The organism is Streptomyces sp. NPDC002623, from assembly GCF_053592635.1.
On the sequence record NZ_JBSFWB010000075.1, the window covers coordinates 1 to 20,321 of the forward strand.

The 20,321-nt window shown below is 69.4% G+C and carries 22 protein-coding genes and 2 pseudogenes; 13 read left to right on the forward strand and 11 right to left on the reverse strand.

Annotated elements, in window-relative coordinates:
• Positions 1-40: 40 nt before the first annotated feature.
• The 3 genes and pseudogenes from ACWD4O_RS47580 to ACWD4O_RS47590 all read right to left on the reverse strand — a co-directional run bounded on the left by ACWD4O_RS47580 (position 41) and on the right by ACWD4O_RS47590 (position 1,614).
• A complete protein-coding gene (locus ACWD4O_RS47580) occupies positions 41-355 on the reverse strand; it encodes a hypothetical protein (RefSeq protein ID WP_451289371.1) in 315 nt (104 codons plus the stop codon).
• Between the two features lie 32 nt (positions 356-387).
• Positions 388-684 (reverse strand): annotated as a pseudogene (locus tag ACWD4O_RS47585) (NF041680 family putative transposase); the annotation flags it as partial.
• Positions 685-777: 93 nt separating this feature from the next.
• Positions 778-1,614 carry a phytanoyl-CoA dioxygenase family protein gene (locus ACWD4O_RS47590; RefSeq protein WP_451289372.1) on the reverse strand — a complete coding sequence of 279 codons (837 nt, stop codon included), beginning with the start codon at positions 1,612-1,614 and terminating at the stop codon, positions 778-780.
• A gap of 149 nt (positions 1,615-1,763) precedes the next feature.
• Here ACWD4O_RS47590 and ACWD4O_RS47595 point away from each other — a divergent pair, with 149 nt between their 5' ends.
• Positions 1,764-2,639 (forward strand): helix-turn-helix domain-containing protein, encoded by an 876-nt coding sequence (locus tag ACWD4O_RS47595; protein ID WP_451289374.1) that lies wholly within the window; start codon positions 1,764-1,766, stop codon positions 2,637-2,639.
• A gap of 83 nt (positions 2,640-2,722) precedes the next feature.
• Here ACWD4O_RS47595 and ACWD4O_RS47600 read toward each other — a convergent pair whose 3' ends face one another.
• Together ACWD4O_RS47600 and ACWD4O_RS47605 are read right to left on the reverse strand one after the other, a co-directional pair.
• Positions 2,723-3,835 (reverse strand): zinc-binding dehydrogenase, encoded by a 1,113-nt coding sequence (locus ACWD4O_RS47600; RefSeq protein ID WP_451289375.1) that lies wholly within the window; start codon positions 3,833-3,835, stop codon positions 2,723-2,725.
• Positions 3,836-3,866: 31 nt separating this feature from the next.
• A complete protein-coding gene (locus ACWD4O_RS47605) occupies positions 3,867-4,775 on the reverse strand; it encodes a fumarylacetoacetate hydrolase family protein (protein WP_451289376.1) in 909 nt (302 codons plus the stop codon).
• Positions 4,776-4,932: 157 nt separating this feature from the next.
• Between ACWD4O_RS47605 and ACWD4O_RS47610 the strand changes: the two genes are divergently transcribed.
• From ACWD4O_RS47610 to ACWD4O_RS47630, 5 genes are all read left to right on the forward strand, one after another.
• On the forward strand, positions 4,933-5,757 hold the full coding sequence (locus ACWD4O_RS47610; RefSeq protein ID WP_451289377.1) for a GntR family transcriptional regulator: 825 nt from the start codon (positions 4,933-4,935) through the stop codon (positions 5,755-5,757).
• A gap of 52 nt (positions 5,758-5,809) precedes the next feature.
• Positions 5,810-6,724 (forward strand): VOC family protein, encoded by a 915-nt coding sequence (locus tag ACWD4O_RS47615; protein WP_451289378.1) that lies wholly within the window; start codon positions 5,810-5,812, stop codon positions 6,722-6,724.
• Positions 6,725-6,854: 130 nt separating this feature from the next.
• Positions 6,855-8,369: an MFS transporter gene (locus ACWD4O_RS47620; protein ID WP_451289379.1), complete on the forward strand. Its 1,515-nt coding sequence runs from the start codon at positions 6,855-6,857 to the stop codon at positions 8,367-8,369.
• The gene (locus tag ACWD4O_RS47625) at positions 8,366-9,217 is read left to right on the forward strand and encodes a pirin family protein (protein ID WP_451289380.1); all 852 of its coding nucleotides are present in this window, start codon (positions 8,366-8,368) and stop codon (positions 9,215-9,217) included. The genes ACWD4O_RS47620 and ACWD4O_RS47625 overlap by 4 nt, the downstream gene beginning before the upstream one ends.
• 44 nt (positions 9,218-9,261) lie before the next feature.
• The gene (locus ACWD4O_RS47630; protein ID WP_451289381.1) at positions 9,262-10,353 is read left to right on the forward strand and encodes an FAD-dependent oxidoreductase; all 1,092 of its coding nucleotides are present in this window, start codon (positions 9,262-9,264) and stop codon (positions 10,351-10,353) included.
• A gap of 17 nt (positions 10,354-10,370) precedes the next feature.
• Here the strand turns inward: ACWD4O_RS47630 and ACWD4O_RS47635 are convergent, their stop codons facing one another.
• Complete coding sequence (locus ACWD4O_RS47635) at positions 10,371-10,976, reverse strand: TetR/AcrR family transcriptional regulator (protein WP_451289382.1); 606 nt, start codon at positions 10,974-10,976, stop codon at positions 10,371-10,373.
• Between the two features lie 99 nt (positions 10,977-11,075).
• On the opposite strand from ACWD4O_RS47635, the gene ACWD4O_RS47640 reads away from it, so the two are divergent.
• Positions 11,076-11,564, forward strand: a complete 489-nt coding sequence (locus ACWD4O_RS47640) for a cupin domain-containing protein (protein WP_451289383.1) — start codon at positions 11,076-11,078, stop codon at positions 11,562-11,564.
• Positions 11,565-11,959: 395 nt separating this feature from the next.
• On the opposite strand, the gene ACWD4O_RS47645 is transcribed toward ACWD4O_RS47640, so the two are convergent.
• The 5 genes and pseudogenes from ACWD4O_RS47645 to ACWD4O_RS47665 form a co-directional block, all read right to left on the reverse strand.
• Positions 11,960-14,608, reverse strand: coding sequence for a glycoside hydrolase family 3 protein (locus ACWD4O_RS47645; protein ID WP_451289384.1), 2,649 nt, complete (start codon positions 14,606-14,608; stop codon positions 11,960-11,962).
• A gap of 165 nt (positions 14,609-14,773) precedes the next feature.
• Positions 14,774-15,304 carry a carboxymuconolactone decarboxylase family protein gene (locus ACWD4O_RS47650; protein ID WP_451289385.1) on the reverse strand — a complete coding sequence of 177 codons (531 nt, stop codon included), beginning with the start codon at positions 15,302-15,304 and terminating at the stop codon, positions 14,774-14,776.
• A 16-nt stretch (positions 15,305-15,320) separates the two neighbouring features.
• On the reverse strand, positions 15,321-15,917 hold the full coding sequence (locus ACWD4O_RS47655) for an LLM class flavin-dependent oxidoreductase (RefSeq protein ID WP_451289386.1): 597 nt from the start codon (positions 15,915-15,917) through the stop codon (positions 15,321-15,323).
• 115 nt (positions 15,918-16,032) lie between these two features.
• Positions 16,033-16,197 (reverse strand): annotated as a pseudogene (locus ACWD4O_RS47660) (LLM class flavin-dependent oxidoreductase); the annotation flags it as partial.
• Entirely contained in the window at positions 16,194-16,391 is a 198-nt protein-coding gene (locus tag ACWD4O_RS47665; RefSeq protein WP_451289388.1) for an LLM class flavin-dependent oxidoreductase, read from the reverse strand. The gene ACWD4O_RS47665 and the pseudogene ACWD4O_RS47660, both read right to left, overlap by 4 nt.
• A gap of 197 nt (positions 16,392-16,588) precedes the next feature.
• Between ACWD4O_RS47665 and ACWD4O_RS47670 the strand changes: the two genes are divergently transcribed.
• The 6 genes from ACWD4O_RS47670 to ACWD4O_RS47695 all read left to right on the forward strand — a co-directional run.
• A complete protein-coding gene (locus ACWD4O_RS47670; protein ID WP_451289389.1) occupies positions 16,589-17,461 on the forward strand; it encodes an LLM class flavin-dependent oxidoreductase in 873 nt (290 codons plus the stop codon).
• Positions 17,462-17,562: 101 nt separating this feature from the next.
• A complete protein-coding gene (locus ACWD4O_RS47675; protein WP_451289391.1) occupies positions 17,563-18,330 on the forward strand; it encodes an SDR family NAD(P)-dependent oxidoreductase in 768 nt (255 codons plus the stop codon).
• 17 nt (positions 18,331-18,347) lie between these two features.
• Positions 18,348-18,752 carry a globin domain-containing protein gene (locus tag ACWD4O_RS47680; protein ID WP_451289393.1) on the forward strand — a complete coding sequence of 135 codons (405 nt, stop codon included), beginning with the start codon at positions 18,348-18,350 and terminating at the stop codon, positions 18,750-18,752.
• Between the two features lie 46 nt (positions 18,753-18,798).
• Positions 18,799-19,344, forward strand: coding sequence for a YceI family protein (locus tag ACWD4O_RS47685; RefSeq protein WP_451289394.1), 546 nt, complete (start codon positions 18,799-18,801; stop codon positions 19,342-19,344).
• Positions 19,345-19,365: 21 nt separating this feature from the next.
• Positions 19,366-20,103, forward strand: coding sequence for an SDR family oxidoreductase (locus ACWD4O_RS47690; RefSeq protein WP_451289395.1), 738 nt, complete (start codon positions 19,366-19,368; stop codon positions 20,101-20,103).
• 63 nt (positions 20,104-20,166) lie between these two features.
• Positions 20,167-20,321 (forward strand): FAD-dependent oxidoreductase (locus ACWD4O_RS47695; protein ID WP_451276752.1); only part of this gene is annotated, 155 nt, incomplete at its 3' end.

Genomic DNA, 20,321 nt, shown 5'->3' on the forward strand with positions numbered 1-20,321 from the left:
CGTGTGGACTCGATGAGAAGAGCGGAGTGACGGGAGACTGTCACGCTCCGTTCTGTGGGAGCCCGGGGGTGAGATCCCCCGGGCCACCCGACCCTCGGCGTGGGATGAGACGGGCGAGTGCTTCGGCGGGCCAGCAGATCCATCCGAGAAGAGGGTTGGTGACCACGAAGTAGTGGACGCTGACCTGGCCCCGCTCCTTGTTCAGGATCTGCGGGGCATCTTCCCGGTAGATGTAGCGGAGGTATCGGCGACGAATCGGTGCCCCTGCTATCAGCATCACTGGTGAGGAGACAAGGATGGCCACCGGGACCAGGGCTTTCACTGCCGTGAGCTTGGCTCTCTCCTCATATCGCATGTACTCAGTGTGCTGATCCTCCTTCGTGCTTGTCAGCCCGTCCTACGGGGTTTGGTGCCGATCTTGTGGTGGGTCGGTCGGCGGTGAAGTGCACCGGTGACTAGGAGTAGGCCCACGTCGTAGCGTTTGGCGGGGCGGCGGTTCTTCGAGCCCGATGGGCGTCCGGGGCCGGCCCTGGAGGGTTTCGGCACTCCGACTGGCGTTGAGATCTTGGCGTGCAGGTGTCGGAACCCACGGCGGACCCGGGCAGGGGTGAGCCTGTTCGAGGGGACGGGTCGTTCCCAGGGGCGTCGCAGGTCGACGGCCAGGGGGCGGGCGAGACGGAGCTGACGGCGACAAGCTCACAGCCATACCCGGAACCCCTGGGTCCGACGATCCTACGAGTGACCGTCTCAGACCCATGCTCGGAAGGTAGGACAAGCTCAGGCTTGGCTGGCGTCGTAGAGGACGGGGTTGAGCGGAGTGTCCGGGATCTGACCGACCGGTGTGCCGGGCATCCAGTCGCGGTCGGCGGTCTGGTTGTCGTTGGTGGGTTCGGCGACGCGGATGTCGGCGTCCAGGTAGATCACGGTCATGACGCGGCGCGGGACGCTGCTGTGGTTGGGGCCGGCGTGGTGGAAGGTCCAGCCGCGGTGGAAGCTGGCATCGCCGAGGGCGTAGGGGGCGACGACGTCCTCGAAGTCCTGCTCTTCGAGAGCCTGCTTCAGTCGCGCTTCGGACGCGTCGCTGATGGGCAGATCGCGGCCGTGGGCGAAGTTGTGGCTGCCGCGGGCAAAAGCGAGCGGGCCCATCTCCGGCGGGGTCTCCTGCAGCGGCAGCCAGAGGGTCAGGCAACGGTCGGAGGACAGCGGCCAGTAGTACTGGTCGGCGTGCCAGGGGGTGATGCCGCCCGAGGGTTCCTTGTACAAGGCCTGGTCGTGGTACAGGCGCACCGCGTGCACACCGAGCAGGTCGGCGGCGATCTTCGCCAGGCGGCGGGAGAAAACCAGCTCCCGTACCGTGTCGCTGTGCTGCCACAGGTTCGTCACCTGGAGGAACGCCTTGCCGTAGGTGTCGCGCTCCGCCAACGGCAGGTCCTGGGTGTTGAGCCGGATCACCTCCGAGGTGATGGTCGGCTCGTATTCCGCGATGGTGTCCGGCGAGAGAACCCGCGACAGGTGGGTGAAGCCGTCCCGGTTGAAGTCGGCGGTGGCGGTTGCACTCAGGCCCTCGTAGGGAAGGTCCAGTTCGGACACCCGGGATCGTGTGATGGCGGTCATGCGCGGCTACTCCTCGTTCGTCGTCAGCCCCAGGGGGATGCCGCTGTCCACCGTCGCAGCGCGTCGCCGTCCGCACTACGCGCGTGTTGTCCGATTCCGGTACTCAATTAGCCGGTAGCGATCCGGCCGCCCTGGGTACGCTGCCTCGTGTGAGACCTCGCCACGAGCACTGGAGCCTGCCCGAGAACACCACCTTCAAGTGCTTCCTACGACGTGAGGAGGCCTTCGAATTCGGCTGGCACTACCATGCCGAGTACGAACTGGTGCTAATCACGGAGGGCTCCGGCACTCGCTATGTGGGTACCACCGTGGAGCCCTACCGGCCCGGCGACCTCATGCTCCTCGGCCCGGATCTGCCGCACACCTTCAGCTCCGTCCCGTACCCCACGGGCATGGCCGAGGCCTCGGTCGTGCAGTTCCGGCACGACTTCCTCGGTGCGGACTTCTTTGCCCTGCCGCAGTTCCGCCCGGTGCAGCCCCTGCTCGACCGGTCCGCCCGCGGCCTGCTCTTCCCGCACGCTCCCGAGCCCGCCCGGCGCCTCCTGACCGGCCTGCCGCAGCTCGCCGACAGCGCGGCCGCCACCGTCGCCCTGCTCGACGTCCTGAACCAACTCGCGCGGAACACCGGCTCCGAGCCCCTGACCGGCCCGGGCTACGCCCCCACCCCCGACACCGAAGCGCGCCGCCGCATCGACGACATCTGCCGCCACCTGCAGCAGGTCCACACCCGCCCGGTCGAGCTCGGCGAGATCGCCGCCATCGCGCACATGGCACCGACGTCGTTCAGCCGCTTCTTCCACCGCACCATGGGCCGCACCCTGACCGACTACGTCAACCAACTCCGTGTCGAGACCGCCTGCCGCCTCCTCACCACGACCGACCTGCCCGTCACCGAAGTCGCCGCCCGCAGCGGATTCCAGAACCTCTCCAACTTCAACCGCCGCTTCCTCCGCCTCAAGCACATGCGCCCCCGCGACTACCGTGCCGCCCACCACCGGGGGCTCCATCTCCCCAGCGCAACCTGACCGCCCCGGCGCTCTGTGCAGGCCAAGACGGTCGCGGCTCCGATTGGTGCGACGAGGCGGACATCGCCCCCATGCACGGCCGGCTAGTCCTCCCAGTCCTGCGGTCCTACTGTCAGCGCGACGCGCCCCACGTTGCTGTCGTCCTCGAGATAGCGATGCGCGTCGGCGGCGTGCGCGATGGGGAACGTCCGGTCGAGAACCGCCCGGAACCCCTGCTCGACCTGCGCCCACAGCTGTTCCACGGCGGCGGGGTTCCCGGTGCGTACGCCGATGACGCGCTGGCAGTTCGAGTACAGGCGCAGCAGGTCCAGCTGCACCTTGCCGCCGAGGAACGCCCCGGACGTCACCACCGTGCCGCCGCGGGCGAGCGCGTCGATCGTGGCGTCCCACACGGTCGGATCACCCAGGTTGTCCACGACGATGTCGGCGCCATGGCCGTCGGTGGCCGCGCGGACCTGTGCGGCGAAGTCCGTGGCGGTGGCGTCGAGGACGACGTCGGCTCCGGCCGCGGCCATGGCCTCGCGCTTCTGAGGCGAGCGGGAGGTGGCGATGATCCGCGCGCCCAGATGACGGGCGAGCGCGGCCGTGGCCGAGCCCAGGGCCGAGGCGGCGCCCTGCACCAGTACCCAGTGGCCGGGCCGCAGTCCTGCCTGGGCGAGCTGGTTGGCGGCGACCGCCCCGTTCAGCGCGAGGGTCGCGGCGACCGCGGGCGTGATGCCGTCCGGCACCCGGTGGACGTTGCGCGCGGGGGCCACGCAGTACTGCGCGTAGGCCCCCGGGCGGTGCGTACCGATCAGAGCCAGGGAGGTGCAGGCCTCCTCGCGGCCCTCGACGCACATGGCGCAGGCGGCGCAGGTGACCACAGGGAAGACGGCCACCCGGTCGCCGACCCGGACCGAGCCCACGCCGTCCCCGATCGCGGCGACGACCCCGGCATGGTCCGCGCCCAGGACGTGCGGCAGCCGGAACTGCGCGTACGGGTGGCGGCCCGCGCGGGCTGTCAGGTCGAGCAGGCGGCCGATGCTCACCGCGGCGACCTGGACGAGGACCTCGCCGGGGCCGGGGCGGGGCGTGTCGAGCACGGCCTGTTCCAGTACGTCCGGCGGGCCGAAGCGGCGGAAGACCACGGCCCGCATCGACCCGGGCACCGGCAGCGGCTCGGGCCAGACCGTCGGCGTACTGTCCAGAGTGTTCATGACGTCACCGCCGTACGCATCGGTGTGCTGTTCACGACGTCATCGCCGTTGCCACCACCGTGTTGTGCAAGCGGCCGATCCGTTCGATCTCCACGACGACCTCGTCCCCGGCGGCGAGGAACTCACCGCGCGGGATCCCGCATCCCGCCGGGGTGCCGGTGAGGATGACGTCCCCGGCTTCGAGCCGGGTGAGGCGGCTCGCGGCGGCGACCACCTCCAGTATGGGCACCATCATCTGCGCGGTGGAGGAGTCCTGCTTCACCACCCCGTTGACGCTGAGCCGGATCCGCAGGTTCTGCGGGTCGGGCACCTGCCAGCTGGGCACGAGACCCGGTCCGAGCGGGCAGAAGCCGTCCTGCCCCTTGTGTCCCAGCCAGTCGAAGGTGAAGGGCTCGGCGACGGGCAGCGCGGACCTGAGCCGGTCCCGGGCGGAGATGTCGTTGGCCGCGAGGTAGCCGGCCACGTGGTCGGGGGCTTGTTCGGGGGAGAGGTTGCGGCCGGGGCGGCCGATGACGACGGCGAGTTCGGCCTCCCAGTCCACCCGCGCGCCGGGGTAGGCGGGCAGCGGCACCGGATCGCCCGGTCCGGTCACCGTCGTCGTCGGGGGCTTGAGGAAGAAGAACGGCTCGCCCAGTGCATCGGGACGCTCGATGCCCATCTCGGCGATGTGGTCCCAGTAGTTGGCGCCGGCGCACAGCACCTTGCCCGGGTACGTCAGGGGAGGGGCGAGCCGGGCATCGGAGATGGTCGCGGACGCGGACGGCGTCCAGTTGCGCAGCCCGGGCGCTATGGCGTCCCAGCGACGCAGTACCTCCAGGAGCGTCAGACCGCCCGTCTCGGGGGGCCCTTCGACCACGTTTCCGTCGATCAGGACACCGACGGCGGTCTTCTCGGAGTCTCCGGCGCGGTACTGCACCAACGACCAGTCAGCTGACTGCATGGCTCTCCTCCAACGGGCGGCTCTGTGGGACTGCGTGGACGGCAGTCGGACCATAGTGCATACACATTACGCCGGGAAGGGTAAGCTGCGGGAGATGTGGTGACCAGGCCCCGGGCAGCCGGATGCAGTGGAGAGGCGGTCGGTGCGGGTGACTCGGATGGACGCGACGGATGCAGCGGATGCGACGGAAGGTCTGCTCGGTCTGTTCGGCGGTCTGCCACGGCCGGTGATCTCCCATCCCCGGCGCACCAGCGTCGAGATCCACGACCACCTGAGACGGCTGATCCTGGACGGTCTCCTGCCGCCCGGCACGGAGCTGAAGCAAGCCGAGCTGGCGCGGGTCTTCGACGTCAGCCGCACCCCGCTGCGCGAGGCGTTCCGGATGCTCCAGGAAGAGGGGCTGATCGACGCCGACATCAACCACCGGGGCCGGGTCACGGGCCTGGACGTGGCCGATCTGGACTGCCTCTACGCGGCGCGGATCTCCCTGGAGGCCATGGGCGTGCGGATCACCGCCGGGCGTCTGACGCGGCAGGAGGTGCAGGAGGCCTCGGCGCATCTGCACGACATGGACCGCGCCGAGGAGACGGGCGACGCCATGGCGTGGCACGAGGCGCACCGGGCCTTCCACCGCATGCTCGTGTGCCGTTGCACTCCCACGGTCCTGCGCACGATCACCTCGTACGCCGAACGCAGCGAGCGCTATCTGCGCACGCTGCAGGACCGCCATCCCGGCGTGTTCCCGCAGCGCCGACAGGAGCACTACGACCTGTTCGCGGCCGTCATGGCGGGCGCCCCGGACCAGGCCGTGGGGCTGATCACCAGGCATCTTGCGCGCACCGCCCGCCGGGTGATCGACGACCTCGCCCCGGGCCGTGCGGCCCCCGATGTGGGCCAGGCGACCGTCATGGTCTGCGGTGCGGATCTCGGAACGGCAGCCGTGGAGAGCTGGACTCCTGCCCCAAAAGGTGTACACACTTAGAAGTGGTGTGAGCCGCCGGGGCGTGGCGCACCGGAACTGTGAGGAGATTGCCATGCTGCGTGTCAAAGGCCTGCTGCACTACGGACTCCAGGTCCCCTCCCTGGACACGGGCCAGAGCTTCTACGACGCCTTCGGGCTGCGGACGGCCGAGCGGGACAACGCTCTCGTAGTCCGCTGCGACGGCCGCGAGCAGGACCAGGCGGTCCTGCTGGAGGGGCCGGTCAAGCGACTGCATCATGTGGCGTTCGCCGTGGAGCCGGACTCGCTGCCCGAGTGGCAGCGCCATCTGGAGGGTCTCGGTGTGCGGCTGCTCGACGCACCCGCCCAGCTCCCCGGCGGCCTGTGGTTCCGTGACCATGAGGGCAACCTGCTGAACCTGCGCGACGAACGGCTCGGTGCCTGGCGGGACTTCGGCACCACGGATGCCCGCGAGGTCAATTTCGGCGACCGGATCCGCCGCGTCGGCCAGGCGCGCTGGCTCACCGCCGACGAGAAGCCCCGCCCCCGGCGCCTGGGCCACATGCTGATCTTCAGCACGGACCTGGACGCGTCCGAGGCCTACTACGCCCGCACCCTGGGCCTGCGCCTGTCGGACCGCATCCGGGGCAAGGCGACCTTCATGAACTCCGGGCCCGGCGACCACCACGTCTTCGGCTTCCTGCCTGCCACCCACCCCGGTCTGCACCACTCCAGCTGGGAGGTCGCCGACATCGACCAGATCGCGATGGGTGCGCGGACCATGTCCGCCGCCGGTCACCGCCATGGCTGGGGACTCGGCCGCCACACGCTCGGCTCCAACTTCTTCCACTACATCCAGGATCCGTGGGGCAGCTGGATCGAGTACTCCAGCGACATGGACTGCATCACCGAGAACTGGAAGGCGGGCGACTGGGACTGCCCGCCGGCCGTCTGGAGCCCGGAGATCCCGGCCGACTTCATCGTCAACCAGGAGGAGAAGAACTCCTGAACCCCGGCTCGGAACTCCTGAGCCGAACTCCTGAAGGACGGTGGGCCGGGGGCGGTGCGAAATAAATCTCAACGCTTGTATATTTTTTGAGGTGCCGCTTCCGGCCTGCCGCCGAACCAGGAGTCCTGCCATGCCCGCTGACAGCACGACCACGCCCGCCGACCCGGACTCCGTCCCACCGGGAGAAGCGGAAGAGGCTCCCCCCGGGCGTCACCTCGGTCTCGCCCTCGTCGTCATCGCCGCCGCACAGCTGATGGTCGTGCTGGACGGCACCATCACCAACATCGCGCTGCCGAGCATCCAGACCGACCTCGAGGTCTCGGCGTCGAACCTGGCCTGGATCGTGAACGCGTACGCCCTCGCCTTCGGCGGACTTCTCCTGCTCGGCGGCCGGGCCGGCGACCTCTTCGGACGCCGCCGCATGTTCCGTATAGGCATCGCGGTGTTCACGCTCGCCTCGGTGCTCGGCGGCCTGGCCCCGAACGAGGAACTGCTGATCGGCGCCCGCATCCTGCAGGGCATCGGCGCCTCGATCGCCGCACCCACCGCGCTCTCCCTGATAGCGACCAACTTCCCCGAGGGCAAGGCCCGCAACAAGGCGATGGGCGTGTACGCGGCCATGGCCGGCCTCGGCTCCACGGTCGGACTCCTCCTCGGCGGCGTCCTGACCGACTACCTCGACTGGCGGTGGGTGTTCTTCGTCAACATCCCCATCGGCATCGCCGTACTCGCCGGAACGAAGCTGCTCGCCGAGGGCGAGCGCAACACCGGACGCCTCGACGTCCCCGGCGCGATCACCGGCACCGGCGGCCTCATCGCGCTCGTCTACGGCATCACGCGCGGCGGCCAGGACGGCTGGTCCGACGCCCTGACCCTGACCTTCTTCGGCGTGGCCGTCGTCCTGCTCGCCCTCTTCCTCGTCCTCCAGATGCGCACCACGCACCCGATGCTGCCGCTGCGGCTGTTCAAGGACCGCAACCGCGCCGGGTCGTACGCGACCATGCTGTTCCTGGGCGCCGGCATGTTCGCCACCTTCTACTTCCTGACGCTCTACATGCAGCAGATCCTCGGCTACAGCCCGGTCAAGACCGGGTTCGCCTACCTCCCGTTCAGCTTCGGCATGGGCATCGCCGCCGGCATCAGCTCCAAGCTGGTCGCCCGCCTCGCGCCCCGGCAGATCGCCGGCCCCGGACTGGTCATCGGCGCGGCGGGGATGTTCTGGTTCAGCACCCTGGAGCCGGGCGCCTCCTACGTCACCCATCTGATGCCCGCCATGTTCGTCACCGCGCTCGGCCTCGGCATGAGCTTCGTGCCGATGACGCTCGGCGCGGTCAGCGGCGTGCGCGACCAGGACTCCGGCATCGCCTCCGCACTGCTCAACACCGCGCAGCAGGTCGGCGGCGCGCTCGGCCTGGCCGTGCTCACCACGATCTCGACCTCGGCGGCGAACGACCGTCTCGCGGAGGCGGCCGGCACCTTCTACCGCGCCGTCGCGATGAAGGACTTCGCCACGGTCGCCAAGGCCGGCGAGGCACTGACACACGGCTACACCACGGCCTTCACCGTCGCGGGATTCCTCTTCGTGGGCGGCCTGCTGATCACGCTGTTCGCCATCAACGCGAGGAAGCAGGAGCACTCGGCGTGAACGGGCCCCGAGTCCTGTCCACCGTCATGGAGTTGGACACCCACGAGCGGGGAACGCTGTTCTCGGCCCGCGGTGCCCGCTTCGTGGTCGACCTCGATCCGTTCCTCAACACGGACCTCTTCCGGATGACCGGACCGGTCTTCTCGCCGCATCCGCACGCCGGCTTCTCCGCGGTCACCTATCTGTTCGACGACTCCACCACCCGGTTCCACAACCGGGACAGCCTCGGCGACCGGAGCCTGATCGAACCGGGCGGGGTGCACTGGACCGTCGCGGGCTCGGGCATCGTGCACGACGAGGTCGTGGAGGAGGTCGGGCGGCTCGGTCACGGCGCGCAGATCTTCGTACGGCTGCCCGAGACCGACGAGCAGAGCGACCCGTACGGCATGCACTTCACCCCGCAGGAACTGCCCTCGGACGAACTCGCCGACGGCGTGCGGGTCCGCGTGGTCGCGGGCGAGGCGTTCGGGCTGCGCTCGCCGGTGCGCGAGGCGGCCGGATCACACGTCTACGACCTGATGCTGGGGCCCGGCGCTCGTGTCGAGATCCCCGTCGCCCCCGAGTTCCGTGGCTTCGTGATGATGGTCGACGGCGCCGGCCGGATCGCCACACCAGCGAGCCGCGGCGAGCTGGGCCCGGCCGGGCTGGCCGTGTTCGAACCCGGCATGGGCGCCGTGGAGCTGGAGGCCGGAGAGCAGGGCGGCCAGTTCCTGTTCGGAGCGGGCAGGCCGCTGCGCACCCCCGCGCACATGTACGGCGGGTTCTGCCTCTCCAGCCCCACCCGCGTCGTCGAAGCCGTCGAGCGCTACCAGTCGGGCGCGATGCACGGACTGCTGACGGCACCGTGACCGCGCGCACGACAGACACACGAGTTGACCCTGAAGGAGCACAGATGTCCCCGACCGTAGTGGTTATCGGCGGCGGTTACGGCGGAAGCGCCGCGGCCAAGGCCCTGGACGGCGTCGCCGACGTCGTCCTCGTCGAGCCCAAGGACGCGTTCTTCCACGCCGTCGGCGCCCTGCGCGCCCTGGTGGACCCGGAGTTCCTGCCGCGGGTCTTCCTCCCCTACGACAAGCTGCTCACCAACGGGCGCGTGGTGCGCGACCGCGCGGTGCGGGTGGAACCGGGCCGCGTGACCCTGGCCTCCGGCGAGGAGATCGCCGCCGACTACATCGTGCTGGCCACCGGCTCCGGCTACCCCTTCCCCGCAAAGAGCGACCTCGACGACACCGCCGGGGCCCAGCAGAAGTACCGGGAGGCCCAGGCCGAGCTCCAGGCGGCCGACCATGTGCTGCTGCTCGGCGCCGGACCGGTCGGACTTGAGTTCGCCGGTGAGATCAAGGCCGTATGGCCCGAGAAGAAGGTCGTCGTCGTCGACCCGGTGGCCGACATCCTCAGCGAGTACGCCTCCGAACTGCGCGAGGAGATCCGCCGCCAACTCGGTGAGCTGGACATTCAGCTCGTCCTCGGTTCTCCGCTGAAGGAGAACCCGTCCACCGCGTCCGGCGAGCGCGGCACCTTCCACGTCAGCACCACCGCCGACGTCGACATCACCGCCGACATCTGGTTCCGCTGCTTCGGCGTCGTCCCCACCACCGGCTACCTGGCCGGCGCTCTCGCGGACGTGCGGCTGGCGAACGGCGAGGTCGCGGTCACCGACACCCTCCAGGTCAAGGGACAGGACTCGGTCTTCGCCCTCGGAGACATCACCGACATCGCCGAGTCCAAGCGCGCCGGTACGGCATCGCGCCACGCGCAGGTGGTCGCCGACAACATCAAGGCGCTCATCAAGGGCGAGGGCTCCGACGGACTCGCCACCTACCGGCCGGGTCCCGCCGCCATCATCCTGCCGCTCGGCCCGACCGGGGGAGCGGCCCAACTCCCCGGCCAGGGCGTCCTCGGCGCCGCCATCACCGCCCAGTACAAGGGCGCGGACCTGATGACGGGCCGTTTCGGCGAACTGTTCGGCACGCGGACGACATGACCGTGCACGGCGCCGGATCAGCCCTGGCACGGCGGAGACGCCGGTGCCAGCCGCTGGGCCAGGTCGCGCAGGAAGGTCTCGTAGCGTTCGACGAACGCGGGGTCGTCCGGGCGCAGGCCCGTGACCATGCGGACGATCTGACCGAAGGCAGGCGGGAAGGACGCCAGCGCGATCACGGCAAGCAGCGTCATCTCGGTGTCGAGCGACGGGTCCAGCTCGCCCGCGTCCCGGCGCGCTGCCAGGTAGCCGAGCGTCTTCGTGTAGCTCTCGCTCCGCTCTCCCTCGTTCATGACAGGGTGCGCATCGGAGCCGGTCAGCGCCTCCCACATGACGAGCCGTACGAAGATCTCGTCGTGGCGGAGGCCGGTGAAGTGCCGGGGCACGAAGTCGGGCAGGGGCATCGACGTGTCCGACAGCGCCGATGCGCGTGCTGCGACATGCCGGCGCAGCACCGCCTCGTACAACCCGTCCTTGTTGCGGAAGTGGACGTACAGCATGCGCACGCTGACCCCGGCGCGCTGGGCGATCGACTCGACGCGCGCTCCGGCGAGGCCCTTCTCGGAGAACTCGTCCAAAGCGGCTTCCATGATCCGTTGCCGGGTCAGATCGGCGTCTCTCGCCACGTGCCCCACCTTCCTTCGACCTCGTACGACCGACCTCGTACGACCACATCTGGATAAGTATATTTTTACTTATCTCCAAACGCGTTCTTGGAGATGCTCATGACCGCACCCGGGTTTGTCGCGACCGAGGCCGACGGCACCGCCGTCTGGTACATGGAGTCGCTCATGACCGTGCTGGCCTCAGCGGAGGACACCGACGGAAAGTTCGGCGTCCTCGAAGTACGGGCCAGTCCCGGCATGGCCGGACCGCTGCACATCCACCACAAGCACGACGAGGCCTTCTACGTCCTGGAAGGGAAGGTCAAGGCCCGATGCGGGGACGACGTGAACGAATGCGGCCCAGGCACATTCATCTGGCTGCCACGCGGAGTCCCGCACCAGGTCAACGCGGTCGGTGACACCGAGGTGCGGATGCTGGAGTTCTCCCTCCCCGGCGGCATCGAGGCCTTCCACCGCGAGGCCGGGGTGCCGGCCGAGACCCGGACCGTGCCGCCGGTGTCGGTCCGGCCGGACATGGACGAACTGCGCCGGCTGGCGGCCAAGTACGACGTCGAGATCGTCGGCCCGCCGCCTGCCCAGGCCGACTGACTGGCCGGCATTCCTGTGAAAGCAACGGTGCCTGTCTTTCCCGCGACCAGGGGAGACAGGCACCGTGACGTCGTCGTCCATAGGGAGTGCGGATCGGGTGATCGGCGGAGCGAAATGCTGCGAAGTGACTGGTTCGGGTGGCCGCCCTGGACAGATCTGAGCAGGGGCAGCAACGGGGCGTAGCGCCGGGGGTTCCTGCCTCCTTCGGGATGGGCCGATGGCGCGGGGAGCCGTCGACCCGTGTCCGTCAGCCCGCGCCGAGCCGCGGACTTCCTGTGGTGCCCCACCATGTTCGAAAGGGAGCTGCCGCCGGCCGCCGGACCGAATGGCGCCAGGTGTGGAACACCGGTTCTTCCCCGGCTGGCTTCAATCACCACGCCCTACAGGGGCCGGGGTCAGTCCTGTCGCGGGGTCGCGCCACCAGTGAGGCGAATGTCGCGGGAGGAGGAGCCGACGTGGACGGTGCGGCGGCCGGCGGGCCGGATCCAGCGCTGCGCGTCGGTGTCCCAGTAGGAGAGGCTGCGTTCGGTGACGTGCAGGGTGATGCGGCGTGAGTGGCCAGGGTCCAGTTCCACGCGGTCGAAGGCGGCGAGGCTGCGGACCGCCATCTCGACGGGCGCGTTCCTGGGTGGGCCGACGTAGACCTGCGGGACCTCGGCTCCGGTGCGGCGGCCTCGGTTGGTGACGGTGAAGGTGACGTCCAGGCCTCCGTCGCGGGCCGGGTGTACCGTCAGCCGGTCGTAGCCGAACTTGGTGTAGGACAGGCCGTGTCCGAAGCAGAAGAGGGGTTCGATGTCCTCCCGGTCGAAGTGGCGGTAGCCGGTGAAGATGCCCTCGCTGTAGGTGACCACGCCGTTGATCCCGTAGTAGCGCTCGGGGTGGGCCGGGTCCAGGACCGGGTGGTCGGCCTCCTTCTTCGGATAGGTCATGGTGAGTTTGCCGCCGGGGTTGGCGCGGCCGAGCAGCAGGTCGGCGGTCGACCAGCCGCCCTCCTGGCCGACGTATCCGGCCAGCAGGACGGTGCCGACCTTGTCGAGCCACGGCATGGTGACGGGGTCGCCGACGTTGAGCACGACGACGGTGTTGCGGTTGGCGTCCGCGACCGCCTCGATCAGCTCGTCCTGGTGTTCGGGCAGGCTGAGACTGGTGCGGTCGCCGGAGCCGCCGGTGGAGCCGCCGGAGCCGTTGAAGGCGAACACGACCGGGGTGTGCACCCGCCGGGCCAGACGTACGGCGGCCCGGATGTCGGCGGCGCGCTGCTCGGGGGTCACCCAGGCCAGGCGCACCTGGACCGGGCCTCGGCCCTGGATGGTCTCGGCCCACCCGGTGGCGGTGACTCTGATCTGGTACGCCTTGCCCGCGGTCAGCTGGACCACGGCCCGCCCGTTGTCCAGGCCGTCGGTGGTCGGCACGATGCTGGTCCACTTGCGGACGAAGCTGTCTCGGGAGGAGGCGGCCGTGGCGAGCTGGGCGCCGTCGAGGGAGAGGGCGGCGGCCCCGCCCCACGCCTGGACCATCAGCGCGTACTCGCCGCTGCTCGGCGGGGTCAGCGTGCCGGTCCACACGTAGGACGAACCGATCGGGAAGGCCTTGCCGCCGGTGAAGTCCACGGTGGCGTCGACCACTTGGTCACCGCCCGCGGCGGGAGTGCGGGTCAGCCCGTGCCCGGTGCCGCTCGCCGGGGTGAGGACCGAGGTGGGCACGGGGGCGCCGGTGAGGTCCGCACCCACGGAGTGGGCGATGTCGACGCCCGCGGTGCGCCGGAGCGCGTCCAGCGGGGAGACCATGCGGTCCTCGAAGCCGTACGCCCGCTCGCCGGACACCGTCACCGCCACCTGGGCGGCGGTCGGGCCGATCAGGGCCAGGGAGCGCAGCGCGGCCCGGCCGAGCGGCAGTCCGCCGTCGTTGGTGAGCAGCACCGCGCCCTGGGTGGCGGCCTTGCGGGCGGTGCGGGCGCCCGCGGCGATGTCGATGGCGGGGCGGGCGGGCTTGCGGCTGCCGTCCAGCAGGCCGAAGCGGTCGTACTGGCCGAGTATCCGGCCGACCGCCAGGTCGAGCGCGGTCACGGGGATGGTGCCTGCCTGGATGGCCTGCTTCAGCGGGTCGCCGAAGAAGGAGCCGTTGGGCATCTGCAGGTCGAGGCCGTCCTCGATGGAGAGACTGTGGGTGGCGCCCCAGTCGGAGGTGACGAATCCTTCGAAGCCCAGCTCGCCGCGGAGGATGTCGGTCAGCGTCGTCCTGTTCTCCGCGCACCACTCGCCGTTGAGGTGGTTGTACGCCGCCATGACGGAGGAGACACCGGCGCGGACGACCGCCTCCCAGGCCGGCAGGTAGGTCTCGTGCAGGGTGCGGTCGTCGACCCGGAAGTCGAAGTTGGTCAGCGGGTCGTTGGGGGCGGCGCGGTTGAACTGCCCCAGGATCTGGTTGTTGGCCAGGTAGTGCTTGGCCTGGGCCAGCATGCCCTGCGCCTGCACGCCCTGGATCTGTGCGGCACCGAGGACCCCGTTGAGGTAGGGGTCCTCGCCGGTCTGGTCCTTGTTGCGGCTGAAGAACGGCGCCCTCGACACCTCGATCTGCGGCGCCAGCAGCACGTCCATCCGCAGGGTGCGGCCCTCACGGCCCATCACCTCCCCGTATTCGCGGGCGAGTTCGCGGTTGAAGGAGGCGCTCACGGTGGACATGGGCGGCAGGCCGGTGGCCGAGGCCGCCACGTTGACCCCGGCAGGGCCGTCGCTCAGGCGCAGTTCCGGTATGCCGAGCCGGGGCACCGGGGGCAGGTATCCGGCCTGGCCCAGGCGTACGGGGTCGGTGGCCCCGTGGACCAGGGAGATCTTCTCGTCGAGAGTGAGCCGGGCGAGCAGGTCGCGGACCCGGCGGCTGCCGGTGGTGGCTGCGGAAGCGGGTCCCGCGGCGACGGCCGGTCCCAGTGTGGCGAGGAACGCGACGGCGGCGGCCGTGGCGCCGAATCCCTTCAGCGTGTCGCGACGAGTAGGCCCGTCCGTACGTCTGTGCTCGGTCGGGGCATGGTTTCGGGGCTGGTGCATGAGGGCGTCCCTTCCCTGTGGTGCACGTCATCTGGCACACCACCCCTGAGCTGCCGTCAGAAGGTGAACTCAACGGCGGCCTTTGATCGTAGGGCGGCGCGTTCGAGTGTCGAAGCCCGAAACCGGGATGGTCAATGCTTTAAGCAACGCCATTTCTCCTGGGGCTCAAGCATTCAGATCCCGAATCATCGAGGCGGTGCGAGCCTTGCCGGGCACATGGAGTTCGCTCAGCGTGGTCGCTCCGGAGTGAGGACCGCTGCTACTGCCGCGCGAAGTCCCGCACCAGGTCAACGCGGTCGGCGACGCCAAGGCTCCTCGATCAACTCGTCGCGGCCACCCATGATCACCTCGTACTGCAGGCGTCGGAAGGTTTCCTTGTTCCGCTCCACGTGAGGCTCGGCCCGCACGTCGGCGGCGCTGACCGACTTTCTGGTCGCGGTCTCCGTTCAGCAGCGCTCGGCGGGTGTGCAGCTGCATCTGAGGCCAGTCGCCCTTCCCGGCGAGCAGCGCGATGACGATCAGTTCGCGCATTCCGGAGGGAAGGACGCTGTCGGCCTGTCCGTACACGACCCGGGCGTACTCCTGGTAGGCCCGGAGGTATGTCGGGTCGACCCGTTCCAGGGCGCGGAATCCCGGGTGGACATCGCCGCGCATGTTCTGCTCGAGGAAGTCAGCCGCGTCTTGTGATGTCGCCATGGCACGGTCTCCCGAATCAGTCGTTGGTGAAGCGGGGCATGACCTCGTCGATGAACAGCTCCATCGAGCGATTCACCTTCGGCAGCGGCATGTCGCCGAAGTACATGTGGCAGGCGAGGTTCTGCAGCCCTGTGGGGACCAGTTCCTCGATCTTCTTGGCGACGGTGTCGGGGGAGCCGTAGAAGGCGGCGGCGTCCAGGAACTCCCGGGGGTCGCCCGCTGCCGCGCCCAACGCCTTGCGGACGTCGACGCTTTCGCCCACGTGGTCGCCCTTCGGCTTGGGGAAGGCCCGTCCGATCAGGGACTGGTAGAAGCGGACGGGTTCGATCAGATCGGCCAGCGCCTGTTCGTCGGTGTCGGCGACGTAGACCATCCTCTGGACGAAGGACCAGCGCAGGGCCTCGTCGATCACGTCGGGGGAGTGGCCGCTCTCTTCGAGCGCCGTGCGGTACAGGGCGAGTTTGTCCGCGATCTGCGGGGCCGGGTAGCGGCCGAAGAACACCGGCCAGCCACGCTCGGCCGTCCAGTGGAAGCCGTTGTCGGAGAGGGTGCCACGGGCCAGTCGGGGGTGCTGCTTGCCGCCGTCCGGGGCGGGCATGATCCGGCCGGTCACCTTGCCGTGGTCGTAGGCGGTGGAGTAGGTGAGGGGGCTCGGTGTCCTGCTTCAACGCCCAGGCCTGCTGGGCGACTTCGAGGGCGTCCTCCATGGCGGCGTGGCGGGTGGCGTGGTCGCGGCCCAGGCCGGCGAACTCCACTGGTGAACTGCCGGGACCCACACCGATGATGGCCCGGCCCTTCGTCAACTGGTCGAGGAGGTTGGCCCGTTCGGCGAGTTCGATCGGGTTCTGGGTTGCGGGGACGGTGAGGGCGAGCAGGAGCGTGGCCTGTGTCAGCTGGGGGCCAGGTAGGCCGCCATCATGAACGCGTTCCCGTAGGTGTTGTAGTTGTCGAAGTGGTGCTCGGTCAGGGCTATGCCCTCGAAACCCGAACGATCGGCGAGCAGGGACTGTTCGACGAGGGCCTCGATGATCCGGGTGTCGGCTTCGGGGCCGGGGGACTGGGCGTTGGTGTAGAGGAAGAACCGCATGTCTGTTGCCTCCACGATGCGCGGTCGATGAAGTAAGTAAAAACTGGCTTACCTAGAGCCCGTCAAGACCGCGGGATGCACTTTGCGCGCCGTCCAGGCGAAGGCCGGGGGATTTCGGTGCTGTCGCGTCGAGAGGTGATGTGTAAGTGGATACTCTTTTGGAGTAAGCGGTGATGGTCGAGTGAGCGGAGTCCCCCATGTCACTTCCCGTGCTCTTCGGGGCCAATGTCGACCCCGTCTGGGAGGACCCGGGGGAGCCGCTTCGGATCACCCGGCAGGTCGAGAAGGCCGGCCTGGATCTCGTCACGGTCCAGGACCACCCGTATCAGCCCAGGTTTTACGACGCCTGGACCTTGATCAGCTACCTCGCGGGCGCCACCCGGAGCATCACCTTCGTGCCCACGGTCGCGAACCTCCCGCTGCGCCCACCCGCCATGCTCGCGAAGTCCGCGGCCAGCCTCGACGTGCTCGCCCCGGGGCGGATCCAGCTCGGCCTCGGCACCGGAGCCTTCTGGGACGCCATCGAGGCCATGGGCGGACCGCGCCGCGAGCCCAAGGAGGCCGTGGCGGCGCTCGACGAGGCCATCGACATCACCCGGCTGATGTGGAGCGGCGAGCGCTCGGTGCGCTTCAAGGGCGAGCACTACTCGATCTCCGGCGTCCACCCGGGGCCTGCCCCCTCGGCGGACCTCGGCATCTGGCTCGGCGCCTACGGCCCGCGAATGCTGGCGCTTACGGGCCGGAAGGCGGACGGCTGGATGCCCTCGTACGGCTTTCTCGGCCTCGACCGCCTCAAGGGCGCCGTCGCGCGGCTCGACGCGGGCGCGCAGGAGGCGGACCGGGACCCCGCGTCGCTGCGCAAGGTCTACAACCTCAACGGACTGATCAGTCCCGTCGAGTCCGCCGTGCCGTTCCAGGGCAATGTGCGGCAGTGGGTCGACCAGCTCGTGTCCCTCGTGCGCGAGTACGGGATGAACGGCTTCGTCTACTGGCCCGACGCCGATCACCTGCGCCAGCTGACCGTCTTCGCGCTGGAGGTCGTGCCGGGCGTGCGCGCCGCACTGGCCTGATGAAGAGGGGGAGCGCGGGCGGGAACAGAATCCCGACTCCCCAGGTTGTGTGGAGTAATCAGGTTGTATTTAGTTACCTGACCTCCAGGAAAGAGGCAGTGATGACCACCCCGCTCCCGCTCCCCGCACTCGACGGAGCCACCGCGCTCGTTGCCGGCGGCACCGGCAACGTAGGATTCTTCGCCGTCGACGCGCTGCTGCGCGCAGGTGCCGACGTGCTCGTGCCGACCCGCAGCAAGGCCAAGTTCGACCGTCTGCGCTCCCGGCTCGACCCGGAGCTCCGGGACCGACTGACCGGGCTTCCGGGCGACATCGGCAGCCCCGAGGAAGCCCGGGAGATCGCCGAGCAGGCGAAGGCCCGGACCTTCGGCGGTCTGGACGCCGTGGTGTCCACCGTCGCGAGCTGGTACCAGGGACCGCCGGTGCTGTCCGGGGGATTCGACGCGTTCCGCGAGGTGATCGAGTCCACGGTGTACCCGCACTTCGTGATCGCCGAAGCGCTGGTGCCCGTGCTGAAGCCGGGCGGCTCGTTCACGACCGTCAACGGCCCCGTCGGCTTCACAGACGGCGTGCACTCCTCCACCGGCCCCATCGCCGCGGCGACGGCCGCGCAGAACCGTCTCGTCCTCGCCGTCGCCGACGAGACCGGCGGCGAACCGCGGGTCAACGACATGGTGATGTGGGCCTACCTCGGCCCGAACGGCACCCGCCCCGGATCGCCCCTGCAGGGCGAGGAGGTCGGCGAGTTCCTGGCCTGGCTCGCCGGTCCGAACGCACAGGGCGTGCACGGCCGGACCATCCACCTGCGCACCCCCGACCAGGTGCGGCGGACACTCTCGGGTGCCGCGCAGTCCGGCGACCTCGGCTGAATGGGGCACCGGACACCATGAACCTCTACGAACTGGCCGGCGGCAGTGAGGCCTTCCACCGGATGACCAAGACGTTCCTCGCCAAGGCCCAGGCGGACGACCTGCTCGGTGCGATGTTCGCCGGCCTGGACGATCACGCCGGACACATCGCGGACTTCTTCGTCATGACCTTCGGCGGCCCCGACGACTATCTGCGCGAGCGTGGCGACCTGCGCTTCCTGCTCAAGCAGCACGTGGGCCTGCGCATCACCGAGGAGCAGCGACTCCGTTGGATCCGGCTGATGACCGAATCGGCCCGTGAGACGGACCTGCCGGAAGCGTTCAGCACCGTCTTCGTCAACTTCCTGCAGGGACCGTCCCGCAACACCACCCGGGTGTCCCATCTGAGCCCGATCGAGGCCAGAGCGATGCTCGGCGACTGACCGATCCGCCCCACATACGCCTAGGAAAGGACCAAGGACAACCGCCATGGAATGGAAGATCGACCCGTCCCACTCGTCCGTGGACTTCGCCGTCCGCTACCTCGTCACCACCGTCCGCGGCAACTTCACCGGCCTGCGCGGACCCGTCCGGCTGAGCGACGCCGCCCAGGGCGAGACACCCGAACTGCTCTCCTTCGACGCCACCTTCGACGTCACCAGCTTCCAGACCGGCATCCCGCCGCGCGACCACCACATCAGAGGCGAGAACTTCCTCGACGCCGAGGCCCATCCCGAGGCGAAGATACGGCTGGTCTCCCTGGCCAAGGACGTACCGTCGCGCTACCTGATGACGGTCGAACTCACCCTGCACGGCGTCACCCGGACCGTCGACCTGGCGGCGGACACCGCCGGCCCCGTCACCGATGCCTTCGGCGTCCCACGCGTCGGCGCGACGGCTACCGGGCGCGTCAGGCGCAGCGACTTCGGCGTCGACGCCTTCCAAGGCGTTATCTCCGACGCGATCGACTTCACCGTCAACGTGCAGGCCGTACCGGCGTCGATACCCGACGACCAGCTCCCGCCCGCCAAGTAACTCCCCATAAGGAACAGCACCATGAGCACCCCGACCTCAACACCTCTCGACGGCAAGGTAGTCGTCGTCCCCGGCGGCACCGGCAACGTGGGCGAAGGCATCGTCCGCGCCTTCCTCAAGGCGGGCGCCACGGTCGTCGTCCCCAGCCGCAGCCAATCGCGCCTCGACGCGCTGGCCAAGCTGATCGGCCCCGAACTCACGGGCAACCTCAAGACCATCGAGGCCGGCTACGGCACCTTCGACGACACGGACGCGCTGGCCACGAAGCTCGTCGAGGAGCTCGGCCACGTCGACCACGTGGTCGCCTCGGTCGGCGGCTGGTGGATGGGCAAGGCCCTGTGGCAGATCAGCGAGGAGGACTGGCAGAAGGTCTTCGTCGACGTCGCCACCTCGCACATGGCGCTCGCCCGCTCCTTCGTTCCCCGCCTCACGGAGGACGGCAGCTACATCACGATCGCGGGTTTCTCCGGGCAGAAGCCGTACCCGGCCGCCGGCATCGTCAGCATGCAGGGCGCCGCGCAGCTCATGATGCGTGAGGCGTTCAGCGCCGAGCTGAAGGGGAAGCGGCGGATCAACGACCTCGTCCTCGGCCCGATCATCAACCGCAGCCGCCCGGGCGGCGACCCCAACTGGCTCACCGCCGATCAGGTCGGGGAGGCGGCGGTCGGCGTCGCCCGGACGCCCGCGATCGCCGATGAGCACGTCGTCCTGGACACCGTCGAGGACCTAGAGAAGACCCTTGCCCGCGTGGCTGACTGACCGTCTGCCTTCCGTGCGCCGGATCTTGGGACCGTGGACTTCCCTGTGGAAAAGGATCTTTTGATGGTCGAGCAGGACGAACGCTTCGACGTCGTGGTCCTGGGCGCCGGTCCCGGCGGCTATGTGGCCGCGGTCCGGGCCGCCCAGCTGGGCAAGCGCGTCGCGGTCGTCGAGGAGAAGTACTGGGGCGGCGTCTGCCTGAACGTGGGCTGCATCCC

What these genes read in the sequence shown, in the direction of transcription:
- ACWD4O_RS47580 (WP_451289371.1), bottom strand. Translation starts at nt 355, where the DNA reads ATGCGATATGAGGAGAGAGCCAAGCTCACGGCAGTGAAAGCCCTGGTC.
- ACWD4O_RS47590 (WP_451289372.1), bottom strand. Translation starts at nt 1,614, where the DNA reads ATGACCGCCATCACACGATCCCGGGTGTCCGAACTGGACCTTCCCTAC.
- ACWD4O_RS47600 (WP_451289375.1), bottom strand. Translation starts at nt 3,835, where the DNA reads ATGAACACTCTGGACAGTACGCCGACGGTCTGGCCCGAGCCGCTGCCG.
- ACWD4O_RS47605 (WP_451289376.1), bottom strand. Translation starts at nt 4,775, where the DNA reads ATGCAGTCAGCTGACTGGTCGTTGGTGCAGTACCGCGCCGGAGACTCC.
- ACWD4O_RS47610 (WP_451289377.1), top strand. Translation starts at nt 4,933, where the DNA reads ATGGACGCGACGGATGCAGCGGATGCGACGGAAGGTCTGCTCGGTCTG.
- ACWD4O_RS47615 (WP_451289378.1), top strand. Translation starts at nt 5,810, where the DNA reads ATGCTGCGTGTCAAAGGCCTGCTGCACTACGGACTCCAGGTCCCCTCC.
- ACWD4O_RS47620 (WP_451289379.1), top strand. Translation starts at nt 6,855, where the DNA reads ATGCCCGCTGACAGCACGACCACGCCCGCCGACCCGGACTCCGTCCCA.
- ACWD4O_RS47630 (WP_451289381.1), top strand. Translation starts at nt 9,262, where the DNA reads ATGTCCCCGACCGTAGTGGTTATCGGCGGCGGTTACGGCGGAAGCGCC.
- ACWD4O_RS47640 (WP_451289383.1), top strand. Translation starts at nt 11,076, where the DNA reads ATGACCGCACCCGGGTTTGTCGCGACCGAGGCCGACGGCACCGCCGTC.
- ACWD4O_RS47645 (WP_451289384.1), bottom strand. Translation starts at nt 14,608, where the DNA reads ATGCACCAGCCCCGAAACCATGCCCCGACCGAGCACAGACGTACGGAC.
- ACWD4O_RS47650 (WP_451289385.1), bottom strand. Translation starts at nt 15,304, where the DNA reads ATGGCGACATCACAAGACGCGGCTGACTTCCTCGAGCAGAACATGCGC.
- ACWD4O_RS47665 (WP_451289388.1), bottom strand. Translation starts at nt 16,391, where the DNA reads ATGCGGTTCTTCCTCTACACCAACGCCCAGTCCCCCGGCCCCGAAGCC.
- ACWD4O_RS47670 (WP_451289389.1), top strand. Translation starts at nt 16,589, where the DNA reads ATGTCACTTCCCGTGCTCTTCGGGGCCAATGTCGACCCCGTCTGGGAG.
- ACWD4O_RS47675 (WP_451289391.1), top strand. Translation starts at nt 17,563, where the DNA reads ATGACCACCCCGCTCCCGCTCCCCGCACTCGACGGAGCCACCGCGCTC.
- ACWD4O_RS47680 (WP_451289393.1), top strand. Translation starts at nt 18,348, where the DNA reads ATGAACCTCTACGAACTGGCCGGCGGCAGTGAGGCCTTCCACCGGATG.
- ACWD4O_RS47685 (WP_451289394.1), top strand. Translation starts at nt 18,799, where the DNA reads ATGGAATGGAAGATCGACCCGTCCCACTCGTCCGTGGACTTCGCCGTC.
- ACWD4O_RS47690 (WP_451289395.1), top strand. Translation starts at nt 19,366, where the DNA reads ATGAGCACCCCGACCTCAACACCTCTCGACGGCAAGGTAGTCGTCGTC.